17 protein-coding genes and 1 tRNA gene are annotated in these 18,760 nt (G+C 68.7%); 10 read left to right on the forward strand and 8 right to left on the reverse strand.

Features of this window, described 5'->3' with window-relative positions:
• Positions 1-83 precede the first annotated feature (83 nt).
• From ACOPJ3_RS08740 to efeB, 6 genes are all read left to right on the forward strand, one after another.
• A complete protein-coding gene (locus ACOPJ3_RS08740; protein ID WP_427868802.1) occupies positions 84-836 on the forward strand; it encodes an MIP/aquaporin family protein in 753 nt (250 codons plus the stop codon).
• Between the two features lie 44 nt (positions 837-880).
• On the forward strand, positions 881-2,395 hold the full coding sequence (gene glpK / locus ACOPJ3_RS08745) for a glycerol kinase GlpK (protein ID WP_427868803.1): 1,515 nt from the start codon (positions 881-883) through the stop codon (positions 2,393-2,395).
• A gap of 235 nt (positions 2,396-2,630) precedes the next feature.
• Positions 2,631-3,119, forward strand: a complete 489-nt coding sequence (locus ACOPJ3_RS08750) for a Dps family protein (RefSeq protein ID WP_427868804.1) — start codon at positions 2,631-2,633, stop codon at positions 3,117-3,119.
• Positions 3,120-3,300: 181 nt separating this feature from the next.
• The gene (efeU, locus tag ACOPJ3_RS08755; protein ID WP_427868805.1) at positions 3,301-4,212 is read left to right on the forward strand and encodes an iron uptake transporter permease EfeU; all 912 of its coding nucleotides are present in this window, start codon (positions 3,301-3,303) and stop codon (positions 4,210-4,212) included.
• Between the two features lie 11 nt (positions 4,213-4,223).
• Positions 4,224-5,504 (forward strand): iron uptake system protein EfeO, encoded by a 1,281-nt coding sequence (efeO, locus tag ACOPJ3_RS08760; protein ID WP_427868806.1) that lies wholly within the window; start codon positions 4,224-4,226, stop codon positions 5,502-5,504.
• 14 nt (positions 5,505-5,518) lie between these two features.
• Positions 5,519-6,841: an iron uptake transporter deferrochelatase/peroxidase subunit gene (efeB, locus tag ACOPJ3_RS08765; protein WP_427868807.1), complete on the forward strand. Its 1,323-nt coding sequence runs from the start codon at positions 5,519-5,521 to the stop codon at positions 6,839-6,841.
• 146 nt (positions 6,842-6,987) lie between these two features.
• Here the strand turns inward: efeB and ACOPJ3_RS08770 are convergent, their stop codons facing one another.
• The 7 genes from ACOPJ3_RS08770 to aceE all read right to left on the reverse strand — a co-directional run bounded on the left by ACOPJ3_RS08770 (position 6,988) and on the right by aceE (position 15,465).
• Entirely contained in the window at positions 6,988-7,752 is a 765-nt protein-coding gene (locus ACOPJ3_RS08770; protein WP_427868808.1) for a glutamine amidotransferase, read from the reverse strand.
• Between the two features lie 85 nt (positions 7,753-7,837).
• A complete protein-coding gene (locus ACOPJ3_RS08775; RefSeq protein ID WP_427868809.1) occupies positions 7,838-9,076 on the reverse strand; it encodes a beta-ketoacyl-[acyl-carrier-protein] synthase family protein in 1,239 nt (412 codons plus the stop codon).
• 103 nt (positions 9,077-9,179) lie between these two features.
• Complete coding sequence (locus ACOPJ3_RS08780; RefSeq protein WP_017794148.1) at positions 9,180-9,428, reverse strand: acyl carrier protein; 249 nt, start codon at positions 9,426-9,428, stop codon at positions 9,180-9,182.
• 79 nt (positions 9,429-9,507) lie between these two features.
• Positions 9,508-10,512: a beta-ketoacyl-ACP synthase III gene (locus tag ACOPJ3_RS08785; protein ID WP_427868810.1), complete on the reverse strand. Its 1,005-nt coding sequence runs from the start codon at positions 10,510-10,512 to the stop codon at positions 9,508-9,510.
• A gap of 15 nt (positions 10,513-10,527) precedes the next feature.
• Positions 10,528-11,445, reverse strand: coding sequence for an ACP S-malonyltransferase (locus tag ACOPJ3_RS08790; RefSeq protein ID WP_427868811.1), 918 nt, complete (start codon positions 11,443-11,445; stop codon positions 10,528-10,530).
• A 79-nt stretch (positions 11,446-11,524) separates the two neighbouring features.
• Positions 11,525-12,724, reverse strand: a complete 1,200-nt coding sequence (locus ACOPJ3_RS08795) for a PucR family transcriptional regulator (RefSeq protein WP_427868812.1) — start codon at positions 12,722-12,724, stop codon at positions 11,525-11,527.
• Positions 12,725-12,738: 14 nt separating this feature from the next.
• Positions 12,739-15,465: a pyruvate dehydrogenase (acetyl-transferring), homodimeric type gene (gene aceE / locus ACOPJ3_RS08800; RefSeq protein WP_427868813.1), complete on the reverse strand. Its 2,727-nt coding sequence runs from the start codon at positions 15,463-15,465 to the stop codon at positions 12,739-12,741.
• Positions 15,466-15,724: 259 nt separating this feature from the next.
• Here aceE and ACOPJ3_RS08805 point away from each other — a divergent pair, with 259 nt between their 5' ends.
• Together ACOPJ3_RS08805 and ACOPJ3_RS08810 are read left to right on the forward strand one after the other, a co-directional pair.
• Complete coding sequence (locus tag ACOPJ3_RS08805) at positions 15,725-16,186, forward strand: peroxiredoxin (RefSeq protein ID WP_427868814.1); 462 nt, start codon at positions 15,725-15,727, stop codon at positions 16,184-16,186.
• A 144-nt stretch (positions 16,187-16,330) separates the two neighbouring features.
• Positions 16,331-16,407: transfer RNA gene (locus tag ACOPJ3_RS08810), tRNA-Val, on the forward strand.
• An 8-nt stretch (positions 16,408-16,415) separates the two neighbouring features.
• Here the strand turns inward: ACOPJ3_RS08810 and ACOPJ3_RS08815 are convergent.
• Positions 16,416-16,904 carry a glutathione peroxidase gene (locus ACOPJ3_RS08815; protein WP_427868815.1) on the reverse strand — a complete coding sequence of 163 codons (489 nt, stop codon included), beginning with the start codon at positions 16,902-16,904 and terminating at the stop codon, positions 16,416-16,418.
• Between the two features lie 105 nt (positions 16,905-17,009).
• On the opposite strand from ACOPJ3_RS08815, the gene ACOPJ3_RS08820 reads away from it, so the two are divergent.
• Together ACOPJ3_RS08820 and ACOPJ3_RS08825 are read left to right on the forward strand one after the other, a co-directional pair.
• Positions 17,010-17,564, forward strand: coding sequence for a flavin reductase family protein (locus ACOPJ3_RS08820; RefSeq protein ID WP_427868816.1), 555 nt, complete (start codon positions 17,010-17,012; stop codon positions 17,562-17,564).
• A 58-nt stretch (positions 17,565-17,622) separates the two neighbouring features.
• Complete coding sequence (locus ACOPJ3_RS08825) at positions 17,623-18,729, forward strand: glutathione S-transferase C-terminal domain-containing protein (RefSeq protein WP_427868817.1); 1,107 nt, start codon at positions 17,623-17,625, stop codon at positions 18,727-18,729.
• Positions 18,730-18,760: the final 31 nt, after the last annotated feature.

Genomic DNA, 18,760 nt, shown 5'->3' on the forward strand with positions numbered 1-18,760 from the left:
GACGGCCGCGCGGCGTACGCCGCACATCCCCGGGGCTGCGGAGACGGAGCCGCCGGGCATCCACAGAAAGGTGAATGGCAGACATGACTGATGTGAATCTCGGCCTGTACTTCCTCTCAGAAGTCGTCGGAACAGGCATGCTCGTGCTCCTCGGTTGCGGCGTCGTCGCAAACGTGGCGCTCACGAAGACGAAGGGCAACTCCGGCGGCTTCCTCATGGTGAACTGGGGCTGGGGCCTCGCGGTGTTCGCCGGTGTGCTCGTCTCGGCCTACTCGGGCGCGCAGCTCAACCCCGCGGTCTCCCTCGGGCTCCTGCTCGCGGGCAAGATCGTGATCATGCAGTTCCTCGTGGCCATTGCCGCGCAGCTCGTCGGCGCCATTCTCGGCGCGATCCTGTGCTGGGCCGCGTACCGCCAGCACTTCGACGCGGAGGAGGATCCGGCAGCAAAGCTCGGCGTCTTTTCCACCGGGCCCGCGATCCGTTCGTACGGCGCCAACCTCGTGACCGAGATCATCGGCACGTTCGTGCTCGTGTTCGTCATCTTCGCCTTCGCGGATTACGGCGACATCGAGGTCGGCACCCCCGGCGGGCTCGGGCCGCTCACGGCGATCCCGGTCGCGCTCCTCGTCGTCGGCATCGGCGCCTCCCTCGGTGGTCCGACGGGCTACGCGATCAACCCGGCGCGTGACCTCGGTCCCCGCATCGCACACGCGATTCTCCCGATCAAGGGGAAGGGATCCAGCGACTGGGGATACGCTTGGGTGCCAGTCGTTGGCCCGCTCATCGGCGGCGCAATTGCCGCTGGGGTGGCGAGCTTCGCGCTCAACCTCTCGTGAACGCCGCAGATTTGAACACGCAATCAGACGAAGGAGTCCGAACCATGGCTGACTACGTAATCGCAATTGACCAGGGCACGACATCGAGCCGCGCCATCATCTTCGACCGCAAGGGCAACATCGTTTCGGTGGGGCAGCGGGAGCACGAACAGATCTTCCCGAAGCCGGGCTGGGTCGAGCACGACGCGAACGAGATCTGGCGGAACGTGCAGGAGGTGATCGGCGTCGCGCTCGCGAAGGCGGATCTCACGCGGCACGACATCGCGTCGATCGGGATCACGAACCAGCGCGAGACCGCGGTCGTGTGGGATCGTAAGACCGGCAAGCCGGTCTACAACGCGATCGTCTGGCAGGATACGCGCACGCAGGCGATCGTCGACCGGCTCGCCGGCGACGAGGGCGTCGACCGCTTCAAGTCGATCGTCGGCCTGCCGCTCGCGACCTACTTCTCCGGCACGAAGATCGTCTGGATCCTGGAGAACGTCGAGGGCGCGCGCGAGCGCGCCGAGGCGGGCGACCTGCTCTTCGGCACGACCGACAGCTGGGTGCTCTGGAACCTGACGGGCGGCCCGGAGGGCGGCGTGCACGCGACCGACGTGACGAACGCGTCCCGCACCCTGTTCATGGATCTCGAGACGCTCGAGTGGCGCGACGACATCCTCGAGGCCTTCGACGTGCCGCGCTCGATGCTGCCGAAGATCTGTTCCTCGAGCGAGGTCTACGGCGTCGCCGAGAACTCGTCCCTGCTGCGCGAGACCCCCGTCTCGGGCATCCTGGGTGACCAGCAGGCCGCGACCTTCGGGCAGGCGGCGTTCGACGCGGGCGAGAGCAAGAACACGTACGGCACCGGCAACTTCCTGATCTTCCAGACGGGCACCGAGATCGTTCACTCGAAGAACGGCCTGCTCACGACCGTCGGATACAAGATCGGCGACGAGCCGGCGCACTACGCGCTCGAGGGTTCGATCGCGGTCACGGGCTCGCTGATCCAGTGGCTGCGTGACTCGCTCGGGATTATCAGCAGCGCGCCCGAGGTCGAGCGCCTTGCCGCCTCGGTGGAGGACAACGGCGGCGTCTACTTCGTGCCGGCCTTCTCGGGCCTGTACGCGCCGTACTGGCGCCCGGATGCCCGCGGCGCGATCGTCGGCATGACGCGCTTCGTGAACAAGTCGCACATCGCCCGGGCGGCGCTCGAAGCGACCGCCTTCCAGACGCGCGAGGTGCTCGACGCCGTGAACGCGGACTCGGGCGTGAACCTCGAGGAGCTGAAGGTCGACGGCGGAATGACGGCGAATGACGCGCTCATGCAGTTCCAGGCGGATCTGCTCGGGGTGCCGGTTGTTCGGCCCATGATCACCGAGACCACTGCGCTCGGGGCCGCCTACGCTGCGGGCCTCGCGGTCGGGTTCTGGCAGGGTCTCGACGACCTGCGCGCGAACTGGCAGGAGGACAAGCGGTGGACGTCGCAGATGGCGGATGAGGAGCGCGACCGCCAGATGCGCCTCTGGAAGAAGGCCGTGACGAAGTCGATGGACTGGGTCGACGACGACGTGAAGTAGCCCGCGGAGACTCAGGGCGAAGTGAGGCGGGACGGGAGCACTCAGGTGCCTCCTCCCGCCTCCTCGTGTTCCCGGGCCGGAACTTTCATCTTCCACACAGCTTTCTCAGCGCGCGAAAGGGCCTTGATCTGGAGTTCTTTGAAAACCCAGTGCAGCCTTACCTTCCTTGCGGAATTCTGAGCGCAGCGTAGCGTTGTACTCAGTAAGCACTGAACAACGAAAGGGGACCAGACTGATGGCCACCAAGCAGATCACAGTTCCGGCGGCGCAGGGAGACCTTCACCGGCCCACAGGAGTTGCGCAGTATCTCACCCCGGTGCTCCACGACCTCGTGGCCCTTGCGGTGAACGGCAAGCAGGCGCACTGGCACGTGCGCGGAGAGAACTTCATCGGCGTGCACGAGTTCCTCGACCAGGTGATCGCGCACGCGCAGGATGCGGCCGACACGGTCGCGGAGCGTGTCGTGGCCCTGGGCCTGCCCATCGACGGACGGATCGGGACGGTCGCGGCTCGCACCACGACCCCCGAGCTGAGCGACGGGTTCCAGAAGTCCGAGGTGACGGTCCGTGAGATGGTCGCGCAGCTCGACGCCACCCTTGAAACCGTCTACGCCGCGGTGAAGGGGCTCGATGACATCGACCTCGTGAGCCAGGACATCGTGATCGCCGTTGCGCAGGAGTTGGACAAGGACCGCTGGTTCCTGTTCTCCCATTACGCGGAGTAGGCGGTCGTCCGCGCTGGCGCGGTGAGAGAAATGTACAGTGGGGGCGCAGATTCGTGAAGGATCTGCGCCCCCACTGTCATGTTTTCAGAAAACGGAGTGTCAACGTCCGATGACGCTGTGGTAGCGTCGCTCCGTAAGGGTTCCCTTACATTGATCGTATGATGCGAGGGAGGTCCCGTCTGTGTTCGGCACCCTCATGATCGGTCTGCGGGAAGGCCTCGAGGCAGCGCTCGTCGTGAGCATCCTCCTCGCCGCAGCACGGAAGGCCGGCCGCCCTGACGCGGTCCGGAAGATCTGGCTCGGTGTGGGCGCCGCGGTGCTACTCTCACTCGGCCTCGGCGCGGTCCTCACCTTCGGCGCGTACGGCCTGTCGTTCCAGGCGCAGGAGGCGATTGGAGGCTCACTGTCGATCCTCGCCGTTGCGATGGTCACCTGGATGGTGTTCTGGATGCTCAGGGCGTCGGCCGGGCTGAGCGCCGAGTTGCGTGGCCGCTTTGACCGTGCACTCCTGGGCAACGGCTGGGGCATCGCCGCGATCGGCTTCGTCTCCGTCGGCCGTGAGGGGATCGAGACCGCCCTCTTCATCTGGGCCACAACGCGGGCGAGCTCGGTGAGCCCGCTCCTTGGCTTCCTCTCTGCGGTCTCGGGCATCCTCGTGGCGGTGGCGCTTGGCTGGGCCCTGTATCGTGGCATGCTCCGGATCAACCTCACGGTCTTTTTCCGCTGGTCTGGGGCGCTCCTCATCGTCTTCGCCGCGGGCGTGCTCGCCTACGGGATTCACGACCTCCAGGAGGCTGCGCTCCTTCCCGGCCCGTTCGCCGAAGCGCCAGCGGGCGCCGGACCGCTCGCGGTCCTGTACGGCGAGAGCGCCTGGGCGTTCCGGATCCCGCACATCATTGCGCCGGACGGACTGGTGGGCTCGGTGGCGAAGGGCACTCTCGGGTTTTCGCCCGAGATGACCTGGCTCGAGGTAGTCGCCTGGTTCGCGTATGTGATCCCGACCCTCACGATCTTCCTGCGCGGCTCCTTCGCGCAGTCGAGGAAGCAGCAGGAACTGCGCGCCGGATCCGCCGGCCGCGCGGCAGCCGTCTAGAGAGGAACGAAGTGCCAGCACTCACCGAATTGACTGGACGCGACACCGAGCCCCGCGTGCGTACCGCCCGCGGGGTCGCGGCCCGACGCGTGGCGCGTCGCAGGTTCGCGGGGGCGCTCGGCGCCGCTGCGGCTGGCGCCCTACTGCTGAGCGGTTGCGTGCCGAATGCTGCCCCAGCGGAAGCGATCGCCGTCACGGCCGGCGACGATTCGTGCGGAGTAGCGGAGAACCAGGCGCAGAGCGGCACCGTCACCTTCGCGGTGACGAACGAGGGCAGCAAGGTGAACGAGTTCTATGTGCTCGGATCGAACCAGCTCACGATCGTGGGCGAGGTCGAGAACATCGCTCCGGGGGCGACCCGCGAGCTCACGGTGCAGGTTGGGCCGGGGGAGTACTTCACGAGCTGTAAGCCGGGGATGATCGGAGCGGGGGTCGGGCAGGCCGCCTTCACGGTCGCGGGCGATGCGGTTGAGGCGAGCCCCGAGGACGAGAAGGTCGTCGCCCAGTACGTCTCCTACGTGAAGTCGCAGGCCGAGGAGCTCGTGCCGCAGGTCGAGAAGTTCGTCGCGGCCTACGTCGCGGGCGATGACGAGCAGGCCAGGCAGCTCTTCCCGATCGCGCGCATCAACTACGAGCGGATCGAGCCGACCGCGGAGCAGTTTGGCGATCTGGATCCGAAGATCGACTACCGCAAGCCGGGCGCCATCGAGGAGGGGATCCCGTTCACCGGGTTCCACCGCATCGAGCAGGACCTGTGGCTCGATGAGGCGATCTCGAACTACAGCGAGCCCGACAAGGCGCACTATCCGAAGGACGACCTCGTGCCACTCAGCACCGAGGAGCGCACGAAGATCGGCGAGCAGCTCGTCGCGGACGTGACGGAGCTGAAGGAGAAGGTCTCGAGCCCCGACTTCACGCTCACTCTCGCCGACATCACCGAGGGCGCGAAGGGCCTCCTCGACGAGGTCGCCGCCCCCGACGGCAAGCTGCCGGGCGAGGAGAACGAGTTCGCGCACACCGACCTCTACGATTTCACGGCGAACGTCGAGGGCGCACAGGTCGCCTTCGACACCGTGCGGGCCACAGCGGAGGCGAACGGCGGCGAGAAGCTCACGAAGGAGATCGACGAACGATTCGCGGCCATGCTGAAGCTGCTTGCGAGCTACGGCGACTACGAGACTGGGTTCCCCTCCTACGAGACGGTGGACGAGGCGAAGCGGGCCGAACTCGCCGCCGCGCTCACGGCGCTCAGCGAGCCCATGTCGAAGCTGACCGCCACGGTCGTGAAGTAAACGACGGGACCGCCGTGCAGGAGGAACAGGCGCAGGAGGCGGAGCGGCCGGAGCCGTCGCCCCGGCCACGGCCGTCCCGGCGTGGGCTCTTGGGCCTCGTCGGCGCGGGCGTCACGGGGGCCGCGCTCGGCGGCGGCGGGGTAGCCCTCGCGGCCGGTCTCGCGGGGGGCCACGGCCCGCTTGCGCCGAACGGATCCGGATCCGGGGGCGGCGCGGGAGTCGTGCCGTTCACGGGGGAGCACCAGGCTGGCATCGCGACGCCCGCCCAGGACCGACTGCACTTTGCCGCGTTCACGATGCTGAAGGGGACGGGTCGCGACGAGCTCATCGCCCTCCTCACCGACTGGACCCGGGCCGCCGAGGCGCTCACCAGCGGCGCCGAGGTGGGCGAGGGCGCCGAGCCCGGCAACGGCCTGCTGCCGCCCGACGACACGGGGGAGGCCCAGGGCCTCGGCGCGGGCAACCTCACGCTCACGTTCGGGCTCGGGCGCTCGCTCTTCGTCGGGGCCGGCGACGAGGATCCGTTCGGGATCCGGAGCCGCCTCCCGGAGGCTTTCGAGCCGCTGCCCTCGTTCGCGTTCGACCTGCTCGACGCGACGCAATCGGGCGGAGATCTCTGCGTGCAGGCGTGCGCCGACGACCCGCAGATCGCGGTGCACGCGATCCGGAACCTCTCACGCATCGCGGCCGGCCGCGCCCACCTGAGCTGGAGCCAGCTTGGGTTCGGCAGGACCGCGTCGACGAGCCGCGCGCAGGACACCCCGCGCAACCTCTTCGGCTTTAAGGACGGCACGGCGAACATCATGGCGGAGGAGCAGGCCGAGCTCGCCGAGCACGTCTGGGTTGGCGAGGAGGGGCCGGAGTGGCTGCGCGGCGGCAGCTACCTCGTCGCACGGAAAATCCAGATGACCATCGAGACCTGGGATCGCGCCTCGCTCGACGAGCAGGAGCGCATCATCGGGCGGACGAAGCGCGAGGGGGGCCCGCTCTCCGGCGGCGGCGAATTCGAGGACCCTGACTTCGCGGCCGGGGACCAGAACGCCCCGCGTATCGACGTCGCGGCGCACGTGCGGCTCGCGCACCCGACGACGAACGGCGGCGTGCGGATGCTCCGGCGCGGCTACAACTATGTCGACGGCACGAACGGGCTGGGGCAGCTCGGCGCGGGCCTCTTCTTCATCTGCTTCCAGCGCGATCCGGCGACCTTCGTCACGGTGCAGCGATCGCTGAAGCCCGACCTCCTGAACGAGTACATCCGGCACATCGGCTCGGGCCTCTGGGCGGTCCCGCGCGGGATTCGGCGCGGAGAGTACGTGGCGCAGTCGCTCTTCGAGTAGCCCTGCGCTCGCCGAGCTTTCTGCAGTCAATTTCAAGAATTTGGGCAGAAGGCCGAGTTGGGTGCAGATCTCCCTGTGAGTGCGGCACGCCAACCCAAGCGAGGCCCACAAGCCTGACCCCACTGGCTCCAGCCCAGCGAGCGGCGCTAGACCGACTCGACAGCCGGGCGCCTCGTGTACGAGGAGAGGTATTCCTCGACGAATCGGCCGAGCACCATGTGCGCGGCGCCGACGTCCGCGGCGTCAACTCTGGCGATGATCTGGTCGAGCTCGTGCGGCTCGAAATACCCGTGGTTCGCGTAGGCGCGCACGCGCGAGGTGAAGGCCGCCGCGTCGAGCTCCGGGTGGAACTGCGTCGCGTACACGTTGCGGCCCACCCGAAACGCCTGCACGGGGCACGTGGGGGAGCTCGCGAGCACCGCAATCGAGTCGGGCACCTCCGAGATGGCCTCCTTGTGTCCCACGAAGGCGTCGAACGAGCCGGGCAGCTCCCGGAACAGCGGATCGGCCTTGCCCTCGTCACTCAGGCTGATGCGCACCGCCTGCGAGGTCTCGCCGTACTGGCGGTCGACCCTGGCGCCCTGGTGCGCGCCAATGGTCCCGATCCCGTAGCAAATCCCGAGGAACGGCGCGTCGCGGCGCACGACCTCGTCGAGCAGCTCGGCGAGCTCGCGCTCAACGCGCAGCTCCGTCGCCGTCTTCTTCTCGACCGGCTCGCTCACGGTGAACGGGCTGCCGGCCAGGATGATGCCCGAGTAGCGCCCGAAGTCGACGTGCCCGATGGGGGCGCGATCCGCCCGCCGCCACTCGAGATCCTCGGGGAGGAGCCCCGTCAGCCGGCAGAAGAGCGCGTGCTCCTCGGCGGCGACGTCGTCTTCATCACGCGTGGTGATGAGGAGAAAAGGCTTCATATCCTCTACCGTAGCTGCAGTCGACGAAAAGCGGCCCCCGCTCCGTCACGATCCGTCACGGGGAGGGGGCCAGGCCGACGCGGGATCAGTCGTGCGAGCGGAACGCGACGACGGCGTTGTGGCCGCCGAAGCCGAAGGAGTTCGAGATCGCGAGCTGCGGGCCGTCGCCGAGGGGCTGCGCCTCGCTCGACACCGTCAGCGGGATCTCGGGATCCGGCGACACGAGGTTGATCGTCGGGGGAGCGAGGCGGTTCTGGATCGCGAGGACCGTGAACATCGCCTCGAGCGCGCCGGTGCCGCCGAGCAGGTGGCCTGTGGCCGCCTTCGTCGCGGAGACCGGGATCTCCTTGGCGCGGTCGCCGAACACGGACTGCAGGGCCGTGTACTCGTTGATGTCGCCGACGGGGGTCGACGTGGCGTGGGCGTTGATGTGCGTGACCTCGTCGGGCGTGGCGCCCGCCTGCTCGAGAGCGAGGCGCATCGCGCGGGCGGCGCCGCGGCCCTCCGGGTCGTTCGCGGTGATGTGGTACGAGTCGGCGGTCACGCCGCCGCCCGCGAGTTCCGCGTAGATCTTCGCGCCGCGCGCGAGCGCGTGCTCCTCGGTCTCGAGCACGAGCGCGGCGGCGCCCTCGCCCATGACGAAGCCGTCGCGGTCCGTGTTGTACGGGCGCGAGGCGGTCGCCGGATCGTCGTTGCGGCGCGAGAGCGCCTGCATCGACGCGAACGAGGCGATCGTGATGGGGTGGATCGCGGCCTCGGATCCGCCGGCGATCACGACGTCGGCGAGCCCCGACTGCAGGTGCTCGTAGGCATTCGCGAGCGACTCGGTGCTCGAGGCGCAGGCTGAGGCAACGGTGCGCGCGTAGGCGCGTGCCTCGAAGTGCATGGAAACGGCCGCGGACGGCGCGTTCGGCATGAGCATGGGAACCGTGAGCGGCATGACGCGGCGCGGCCCCTTCTCACGCAGGGTGTCCCAGGCGTCGAGCAGTGACCAGACGCCACCGATGCCGGTGGCCCAGTCGACGCCGAGGCGCTCGGGATCGACCTCGGGGCTGCCCGCGTCTGCGAACGCCTCCTTGGCCGCGACCAGGGCGAACTGGCTTGAGGGGTCGAGGCGCTTCGCGACGGGGCGCTCGAGCACCTCGGTCGCGGGAACCTTCGCCTTGCCGGCGAAGGTGACGGGCAGTTCGTACTTGGCGACCCACTCCTGCTCGAGGGTTCGGACGCCGGACTCGCCCGCGAGGAGGGCGTTCCAGCTGTCGCCGGCGGTCCCGCCGATGGGCGAGGTCGCGCCGATGCCGGTGACGACGATCTTCTTGGTCATGTGTAGCTGCTCCACGTGGTGGTCTCGAACCGGAGGGACGGAGGGTGCGCGCGCAGGGGCGCTGCCCGCGGGGAGGCGGCGCGCGCCTCCCCGCTGTGGCGACTTAGGCCTGAGCCTTGACGATGAAATCGACGGCGTCGCCGACGGTCTTGAGGTTCTTGACCTCCTCGTCGGGGATCTTCACGTCGAACTTCTCCTCGGCGTTGACGACAATCGTCATCATCGAGATCGAGTCGATGTCGAGGTCGTCCGTGAAGGACTTGTCGAGAGCGACGACGTCAGCCGCGATCCCGGTCTCGTCGTTGATGAGCTCTGCAAGACCTGCGAGGACCTCTTCGTTGCTGAATGCCATGTGTATTTCTCCGTTCAATGGATGGTGGTTGTAGAAGTTTACGTTCGTGCCGCGCGACCGGGGGTCCGTGGCGCGCCGGTTACGGGATCTCGACGATCTGGGCGCCGTAGACGAGCCCGGCGCCGAAGCCGATCGTGAGCGCGAGGCCGCCCGAGAGTTCGGGGTGCTCCTCGAGGAGCGCGTGCATCGCGAGTGGGATCGAGGCGGCAGAGGTGTTGCCCTGCATCTCGATGTCGTGGGCGACGACGACGGACTCCGGCAGCTTCAGCTGCTTCGCGAACTCGTCGACGATCCGCATGTTGGCCTGGTGCGGAATGAAGGCGGCGAGGTCGGCCGCCTCGACGCCCGAAACCTCGAGCGTGCGGCGCGCAACCTTCGCCATCTCCCAGACGGCCCAGCGGAAGACCGTCTGCCCGTCCTGCCGGAGCGTCGGCCAGGGCACCTCGGTCGGGTTGTTCCGGTACTCCTCGAAGGTCGAGGTCACGCGGATCGTGTCCCACTTCTCGCCGTCGGATCCCCAGACCGTCGGGCCGATGCCTGTGTGGTCGCTCGGGCCGACGACGACGGCGCCTGCACCGTCAGCGAGGAGGAAGGAGATGCTGCGGTCGCTCGGATCGACGATGTCGGAGAGCTTCTCCGCGCCGATCACGAGCACGTTCTTGCAGATGCCAGCGCGCACGAGCGCGTCTGCCTGCGCGACGCCGTAGACGTAGCCCGCGCACGCGGCCGAGATGTCGAAGGCCGCCGCGGGGGTGAGCCCGAGCCGATGGGCTGCGAGCGCGGCCATCGAGGGCGTCACCGCGACGTTCGAGATCGTCGAGATGATGACCCCGTCGATCTCCTCGCGGGCGAGGCCGGATCGCGTGATCGCCTCCTCGCCTGCGGCAACCGCGAGGTCGACCGCGGCCACGTCGCGGCTCGCGCGACGGCGCTGGATGATCCCGGTGCGCTGGCGGATCCACTCATCGGAGGAGTCGATCGGGCCGACGAGGTCGTCGTTCGGGACGTCGAGGTCGCCGCGCGCCGCGCCGACGGAGAGAATGCGGGAGTGAGCCGGCCCGGTGGGCTGAACGAGCGGTGCCATTGCTGGTCCTTTCGGTCAGGCGGCCTCGCGCAGGAGCGCGACGGCGGCCTCGAGATCTGCGGGGGACTTGATGGCGACGCTCGGGACGCCCTTGAGGGCACGCTTGGCGATGCCCGTGAGCGCACCCGCGGGGGTGAGCTCGATGAGGCCCGTGATCCCGGCCTCCTGGAAGCCGGCCATGCACGCGTCCCAGCGCACTGGGCTCGCGATCTGCGAGACGAGCGAGTCAAGGAAGGCCTGGCCGCTCGTGACGCGGGAGCCGTCCGCGTTTGTCCACAGCGGGTGCGTGGGATCCGCGGCCTGCACGCCGGTCGCCGCCTCCGCGAGCACCGGGATCGCCGAGGCCATGTAGTCCGTGTGGAAGGCGCCTGCGACCTGCAGCGCGATGACCCTGGCGCCGCGCGGCGCGTCCTCGGCGAGTGCGGCGAGCTGGTCCTTCGCCCCTGCGGCGACGATCTGGCCGCCGCCGTTGCGATTCGCGGGGGTGAGCCCGTGCTCCTCGATCTTCGCGAGCACGTCTGCCTCGACGCCGCCGACGACGGCAGCCATGCCGGTCTCGGCCGCGGTCGCAGCCTCCGCCATCGCCCGGCCGCGCACGCCGACGAGCGCGAGCGCGTCCGCCTCGGTGAGCACGCCAGCGGCGGCCGCAGCAGCGAACTCGCCGACCGAGTGCCCGGCGATCCCGGCGCCCGAGAGGCCGGTGAGCGCGCCGAGCTGCTGCCACGCGAGGAGGCTCGCCGCCACAATGAGCGGCTGCGCGATCGCGGTGTCGCGGATCGTGTCGGCGTCGCTCTCGGTGCCGTGCGCCAGGAGGTCGACGCCGGCACGCTCGGAGGCGGTGGCGAGGAATTCGCGGCTGCCCGGCAGTTCAAGCCAGTCGTTCAGAAAGCCGGGGGTCTGTGAGCCCTGTCCAGGGCAGGCGATAACGATCACGTGATCCAGTTTCTCAGATGAGGACAGCGATCCATGCATATTTCCAACGAAAGATTCCGGAAATCGTTGTGGATCAGCTTCATTTTCGGGGGGAACCGGCGCGCCTTCCGCCGTGTTGCGCGATCGAGCCGGCAATGAGCGCCGACTGCAGGATCAGCGCCTCGCGCGCACCCGTCGCGTTCCAGCCGATCACGTCCGACACCTTCTTGAGGCGATACCGGACCGTGTTCGGGTGCACGAACAGCTCACGCGCGGTCGCCTCGAGTGAGCGGCCGTTGTCGAGATAGCACCAGAGCGTCTCGAGCAGTTCTCCCGAGTGCGCTGCAAGGGGCTCGTAAATCTGCTCGATGAGCGTGCGTCGTGCGAGGCCGTCGCCCGCGAGCGCGCGCTCGGGCAGCAGGTCGTCGGCGGCCACTGGCCGAGGGGCGTTGCGCCAGGACCGCGCGACCGCGACGCCCGCGAGCGCGGCCCGCGCGCTCCGCGAGGCGTCGACGAGGTTCTCGACGGCTGGCCCCAGCACGAGCGGGCCGTCGGAGAAACCGTCGGCGAGCCGGCTCGCGATCTCGAGGAAGCTGAGCGGCTCGGGAGTCTGCTGGCCCGGATCCCGCGGCGCGGTCTCCACCCGTCCAAGGACGAGCACGAGGCGCGTCCCCTGCAACCCGATCAGGACGTCGGCGCCGGCGTGCCGCGCCGAGCGCCGCAGCTGATCAACGTCGACGAAGCGCTCCGCCGTGCCCACGAGCACGGCCGCCTCGCCCTCGCCGTGCCAGCCGAGGGCCGCGATCCGGCTCGGGAGCTCATCGTCGCTTTCGCCCGTGAGGATCGAGTCCACGACGAGCGCCTCGAGCCGTGCGTCCCACAGCCCGCGGGCCTCGGCCGCCCGGGCGTACACGTCCGCGGCGGCGAAGGCGACGTCACGCGAGTAGTGCAGCACGGCCTCGCGCAACGCCTCGCTCTTCGGCGCGACCCGGTCCTCGACCACGGAGACGACCACGCGAATCAGCTGCAGGGTCTCCTGCAGGCTGATCGAGCGCAGCAGCTCGCGGGGCGCGGAACTAAACACGTCGGACGCGATCCACGGTGTGGACGACGGATCCTCGTACCACTGGATGAAGGAGCTGATCCCGGTCTGCGCCACGAGGCCGACCGCGGACCTGCGGCTCGGCGGCATGTTGCCGTACCAGGGGAGAGTCTCATCCAGGCGAGTGATGGTCTGGGTGGAGAGCTCGCCCGTGATCGTGCGAAGCCAGGCGAGCTCCTGCTCCTTAGTGCGATCCAATGGGTCTCCCCGTCCTAGGATTCTCCGCCCGCGCCGCCGGTCGTGCCGGCGTTCACGTCGTTCAGTCGGTACAGTTCGGCGGCCTTCCGCGGGGCATCGGCGTCGATCTTGCCCTGCGCGGCAAGCCGCTGCAGTACCTTCACGACGACCGACTCGCGGTCGATGCCGAAGTAGCGGCGGGCGGCCGCGCGCGTGTCGGAGAAGCCGAAGCCGTCGGCCCCGAGCACCGAGTAGTCGCCAGGCACGAACGCGCGGATCTGCTCGGGCACCTGCGTTGCCCAGTCGCTGACGGCGACCACCGGCCCCTCGGCACCCTCGAGCTTCTGCGTAAGATACGGCACGCGCGGCTCAGACGCCACGTCGCGGAACGCCTCGCGCTCTGCGGCGACGCCGTCGCGGGCGAGCTCGCCCCAGCTCGTGACGCTCCACACGTTCGCGGCGACGTCCCAGTCGCGGGCCAGGATCTCCTGCGCCTCGATCGCCCACGGCACCGCGACGCCCGAGGCGAAGATCTGTGCCGCGTGCGTGCCGCCCTGGGCGGGCGAGATCTTGTGGATGCCGCGCACGATGCCCTCGACGTCGACGCCCTCCGGCTCGGCCGGGTGCACGTAGGGCTCGTTGTATACCGTGAGGTAGTACATCACGTTCGGATCCTCGTGCTCGCCGCCGTACATCCGCTCGATGCCGGATCGCACGATGTGTCCGAGCTCATACCCGTACGCGGGATCGTAGGAGACGACGGCGGGGTTCGTCGCCGCGAGCGCGAGCGAGTGGCCGTCGGCGTGCTGCAGGCCCTCGCCCGTGAGCGTGGTGCGGCCGGCGGTCGCGCCGATGATGAAGCCGCGGGCCATCTGGTCGCCGGCGGCCCAGAGCGCGTCGCCCGTGCGCTGGAAGCCGAACATCGAGTAGAAGATGTAGACGGGGATCAGCACCTCGCCCTGCGTCGAATACGAGGTGCCGACGGCCGTGAACGCGGCGGCCGCGCCCGCCTCGTTGATGCCGACGTGGAGCAGCACGCCCTGCGGGCTCTCCTTGTAGGCAAGCAGCAGCTCGCGGTCGACCGAGACGTAGTTCTGGCCGTGCGGGTTGTAGATCTTCGAGGTCGGGAAGTACGAGTCCATGCCGAAGGTGCGCGCTTCGTCCGGGATGATCGGCACGAAGCGGCCGCCCATGTTCTTGTCGCGCATGAGGTCCTTGAGCATGCGCACGAAGACCATCGTGGTCGCGGCCTCCTGCGTGCCCGTGCCCTTCGCGGCGATCGCGTACGACTTCGCCTCGGGCACCGCGATCTCCGCGTGCGTCGTGCGGCGCTCGGGCAGGTAGCCTCCGAGTGCGCGGCGGCGCTCATGGATGTACTGGATCGCGTCGTCGTCCTTGCCGGGGAAGTAGTACGGCGGGCGATACGGATCCGCCTCGAGCTGCGCGTCCGTGATCGGGATGTGCATCGTGTCGCGGAAGAGCTTCAGATCGTCGAGCGTCATCTTCTTCATCTGGTGGGTCGCGTTGCGGCCCTCGAAGTGCGGGCCGAGCCCGTAGCCCTTGATGGTCTTCGCGAGAATCACCGTCGGGCGGCCCTTGTGCGCGAGCGCTGCGGCGTACGCAGCGTAGACCTTCCGGTAGTCGTGGCCGCCGCGGCGGAGGCCCCAGATCTGGTCGTCGGTGTAGTCCTCGACGAGGCGGAGGGCGCGCTCGTCGCGGCCGAAGAAGTGGTCGCGGACGAAGCCGCCGTTCTCCGCCTTATAGGTCTGGTAGTCGCCGTCTGGCGTCGTGTTCATGAGGTTGAGCAGCGCGCCGTCGGTGTCGCGATCGAGCAGGTCGTCCCATTCGCGGCCCCAGATCACCTTGATCACGTTCCAGCCGGCGCCGCGGAAGTAGCTCTCGAGCTCCTGGATGATTTTGCCGTTGCCGCGGACCGGGCCGTCGAGGCGCTGCAGGTTGCAGTTGATGACGAAGGTGAGGTTGTCGAGGCCCTCGTTCGCCGCGACCTGCAGCTGGCCACGGCTCTCGACCTCGTCCATCTCGCCGTCGCCAAGGAACGCCCAGACGTGCTGATCCGACGCGTCCTTAATGCCGCGGTTCGTGAGGTACTTGTTGTACTGCGCCTGGTAGATCGCATTGATCGGGCCGATGCCCATCGACACCGTCGGGAACTGCCAGAAGTCGGGCAGGAGCCGCGGGTGCGGATACGACGGCAGGCCGCCGCCCTGGTGCGACTTCTCCTGGCGGAAGCCGTCGAGCTGATCCTCGGTCAGACGTCCCTCGAGGAAGGCGCGCGCGTACATGCCGGGGGAGGCGTGGCCCTGCACGAAGATCTGGTCGCCGCCGCCCGGGTGATCCTGGCCGCGGAAGAAGTGGTTGAAGCCGACCTCGTAGAGCGAGGCTGCCGACGCGTACGTCGAGATGTGGCCGCCGACTCCGATCCCGGGCCGCTGCGCCCGGTGCACGGTCATGGCCGCGTTCCAGCGGATCCACGAGCGGTACTGGCGTTCGAGCTCCTCGTTACCGGGGAACTCAGGCTCGTCCTCGGATGCGATCGTGTTGACGTAGTCCGTGGTGGGCACCTGCGGGACGTTAAGGTGCAGCTGGCGGGAGCGATCGAGCAGGCTCGTCATGATCTCCCGGCCGCGGCCGGCGCCGCGCTCCTCGACAACCGCGTCGAGCGACTCGCGCCACTCAGCAGTCTCCTGGGGATCCAGGTCGTCGCTGTCGGGCGCGTACGGATCCTGCGTGTTCACAGCCAAGATTGTGCTCCATTCACCATGAGACGTGCTGTCTGCGATCGCGTGGTGGTGCGACGCGCGCGGCACAAGCGGTCCCGCAGGTACGCGGGTTACCCCCACACTATCGAATATCCACGAGGATTTAACGGAAACTGCGGTCCGGGGTGTTCTTACCGAACAACATTCGGCGGCGCCTCACCCTGTCCTCGCGGAGCGGCTTTCGCTACGCTGATCTTGTCAGAAAGCTACAGGAGCGCACGCTCCGGAAAAGGGGAGACACATGGTCATCGCCGCTGGCGCCGAGGCGCCCGATTTCACCCTGTCCGACCAGAACGGCGAGGAGCTCACGCTCTCGGAGCTCGTCGCCGAGGGCCCGGTCGCCCTCGTCTTCTTCCCGCTCGCGTTCTCGGGCATCTGCACCGACGAGCTCTGCGAGCTGCGCGACAACCTCTCCGTCTTTGCGGACAGCAAGGTGCGACTGATCGGGATCTCCATCGACTCCGTCTATACGCTCAAGGCCTTCACCGAGAAGGAGGGGTACGACTTCACCTTCCTCTCCGACTTCTGGCCGCACGGCGCGGTCGCGAAGGAGTACGGCGTCTTCATCGAGGAGGCGGGTATTGCGACGCGCGCGACGCTCCTCATCGGGCAGGATCGCAAGGTCATCGCCTCGTTCGAGACCTCGCCCGGCGAGCCCCGCGACTTCGCCGCCTACCAGGAGGCCCTCGCCACCATCGCCTAACCGGGCACCCGCCGCCAGGCGTCGGTTGTTAGCGATTTCGGGGCTTCCCGCGGGCCGGAAGCCCCGAAATCGCTAACAACCAGCCCGGGGATTGGGTGGGGGCGCGAGATTGTCCTAGGCTATGGGGGTCCGCTTCGCGGATGCGCGCCTTTAGCTCAGTTGGTTAGAGCATCTGGTTTACACCCAGAGGGTCGGGGGTTCGAGTCCCTCAGGGCGCACCACACGCAGTTCACTCCGCCGCGAGCGCCGCCTCAACGGCCGCGATCAGCTCCGGATCCTGCGGTTCCGTCTTGGAGCGGAAGCGCCGCACCGAGCCGTCGGCGGCGACCAGGAACTTCTCGAAGTTCCACTTGACGAGCCCCGCCTTGCCATCGGCGTCCTTGGCGGAGCGCAGCTCGGCGTAGAGCGGGTGCTTGCGGGCACCGTTCACGCGCAGCTTCGCCGCGAGCGGGAACGTGACGCCGTAGTTCAGGGAGCAGAACTCCTGGATCTCCGCCGCGCTCCCGGGCTCCTGCCCGAGGAACTGGTTGCAGGGGAAGCCGACGACCGTGAGCCCCGCCTCTCCGTAGCGCTCGTTCAGCTCCTCGAGCCCCGCGTACTGCGGCGTGAAGCCGCACTTCGAGGCCACATTCACCACGAGAAACGCGCGACCGCCCAGCTGCCTGAGCGTCGTTTCGCTGCCGTCGGGGAGGGTGAAGGGAATGTCGCGGGGGTCCATACGCCAAGGTTAGACCGCTAGCATGCGAAGCGTGCGGAATGTTCAGCGGCCGGACGTGGTTATTCCCGGTGCGGACCCGCGATGGCGAACGAGAGGACGGCACCCGTGATGAGGCAGCAGGACGAGGCTCAGGAAAACGTCGACGCGCTCACCGCAGTCGAACAGGTGAGCGACGGCGCGGAGGCGCTGAAGCGCGCGTTCCGCGAGCACCCGGCAGGGATCGCCGTCATCACGGCGGAGACGCCCGAGGGCCCCGTGGGGCTCACCGCGTCGAGCGTCGCCTCGGTCGGGATCGACCCGCCGGCCCTCGCCTTCTCCGTCACGCGCGCCACGGGCAGCGCTGGCGGGATCCTGAACGCAAACGGCTTCCTCGTGCACCTCATCGACGCGCGCCACGTGGAGGTCGCGAAGTCATTCGCGGTCTCCGGCGCCGAGCGCTTCACGGCCGAGCAGGGCTGGACGGCGCTGCCGACGGGCGAGCCATACCTGCCTGGCACCCGCGCCGCCCTCCGCTGCCGCGCGCTGCACACGCTGGGTGTCGGTTCCTCGGTCGTCGTCGTCGCGGAGGTGCTCGAGGCGCTCTTCGGCGAGGAGCACACGCACATGGTCTACGTCGACCGCGCATTCCACGCGCTCGAGAACACGCCGATCATCGGCTGAGCGCACGCGGTCCGGCGCGTCCGCGCCAGGGCCTCCGACGTCCTGGGGAGGGGCAACGATGAGTGAGACCGAGCAGGGCAGCTACGTCAAGGCTGGCGAGGCCTTCGAGCGCGACACCAACTACATCGAGGATCGGATCGTCGCGGATCCGGCGGCGGTCAGGGAGCTTCCGGCGCCCCCGCCGTCCAAGGTCGGATCGCTCGGCTACGGTCTGAGCGAGGGCGCAGAGGCGTGGCCCGTCGAGCCCGGCCGCTACCGGCTCGTCGCCGCGGCGGCGTGCCCCTGGGCGAACCGCACGATCATCGTGCGGCGTCTCCTCGGCCTCGAGGACGCGATCTCGCTCGGCCGCCCTGGCCCCGTGCACGACGCGCGCTCCTGGACCTTCGACCTCGACCCTGACGGCCGCGATCCGGTGCTCGGCACCGAGCGACTGCAGGAGAACTACTTCACGCGCTTCCCCGGCTACCCGCGCGGGATCACGGTGCCCGCGATCGTCGACATCCCGAGCGGGGGCGTCGTGACGAACGACTACCCGCAGATCACGCTGGATTTCTCGACGCAGTGGCGCGAGTTCCACCGCGAGGGTGCGCCGAACCTGCTTCCCGAGGGCGAGCTCGAGGAGATGTGGCCCGTCATCAAGCGCGTCTTCACGGAGGTGAACAACGGCGTCTACCGCTGCGGCTTCGCCGGCGGCCAGGAGGCCTACGACTCGGCCTACGAGCGGCTCTGGGAGGCGATGGACTGGCTCGAAGAGCGGCTCTCGACGCGCCGGTACCTGATGGGCGGCACGATCACCGAGGCCGACGTGCGCCTCTTCACGACGCTCGCCCGCTTCGATCCCGTCTACCACGGGCACTTCAAGACGAACCGCAACAAGCTCGCCGAGATGGACCATCTCTGGGCCTATGCGCGGGATCTCTTCCAGACGCCGGGCTTCGGCGACACGATCGACTTCGTGCAGATCAAGCGGCACTACTACGAGACGCACACGGACATCAACCCGACGCGGATCGTGCCCGACGGCCCGGATCTCTCGGTCTGGCTCGAGCCGCACGGCAGGGAGCGCCTCGGCGGCTCACCGTTCGGTGACGGCACGCCTCCCGGGCCCGTGCGACCCGATGAGCAGGTGCCCGCGGCGCACACGCCGCTGCACCCGCAGCGCTGACGGGATCCGGCCCGGAATCCGGCTCCGGATC

The sequence above is a fragment of the Leucobacter luti genome (assembly GCF_050310065.1).
Lineage (GTDB): Bacteria > Actinomycetota > Actinomycetes > Actinomycetales > Microbacteriaceae > Leucobacter > Leucobacter luti_B.

Bases quoted from the DNA above. Each gene is read 5' to 3' on its own strand.
- ACOPJ3_RS08740 (WP_427868802.1), top strand. From the start codon at position 84: ATGACTGATGTGAATCTCGGCCTGTACTTCCTCTCAGAAGTCGTCGGA.
- glpK (WP_427868803.1), top strand. From the start codon at position 881: ATGGCTGACTACGTAATCGCAATTGACCAGGGCACGACATCGAGCCGC.
- ACOPJ3_RS08750 (WP_427868804.1), top strand. From the start codon at position 2,631: ATGGCCACCAAGCAGATCACAGTTCCGGCGGCGCAGGGAGACCTTCAC.
- ACOPJ3_RS08770 (WP_427868808.1), bottom strand. From the start codon at position 7,752: ATGAAGCCTTTTCTCCTCATCACCACGCGTGATGAAGACGACGTCGCC.
- ACOPJ3_RS08775 (WP_427868809.1), bottom strand. From the start codon at position 9,076: ATGACCAAGAAGATCGTCGTCACCGGCATCGGCGCGACCTCGCCCATC.
- ACOPJ3_RS08780 (WP_017794148.1), bottom strand. From the start codon at position 9,428: ATGGCATTCAGCAACGAAGAGGTCCTCGCAGGTCTTGCAGAGCTCATC.
- ACOPJ3_RS08785 (WP_427868810.1), bottom strand. From the start codon at position 10,512: ATGGCACCGCTCGTTCAGCCCACCGGGCCGGCTCACTCCCGCATTCTC.
- ACOPJ3_RS08805 (WP_427868814.1), top strand. From the start codon at position 15,725: ATGGTCATCGCCGCTGGCGCCGAGGCGCCCGATTTCACCCTGTCCGAC.
- ACOPJ3_RS08815 (WP_427868815.1), bottom strand. From the start codon at position 16,904: ATGGACCCCCGCGACATTCCCTTCACCCTCCCCGACGGCAGCGAAACG.
- ACOPJ3_RS08825 (WP_427868817.1), top strand. From the start codon at position 17,623: ATGAGTGAGACCGAGCAGGGCAGCTACGTCAAGGCTGGCGAGGCCTTC.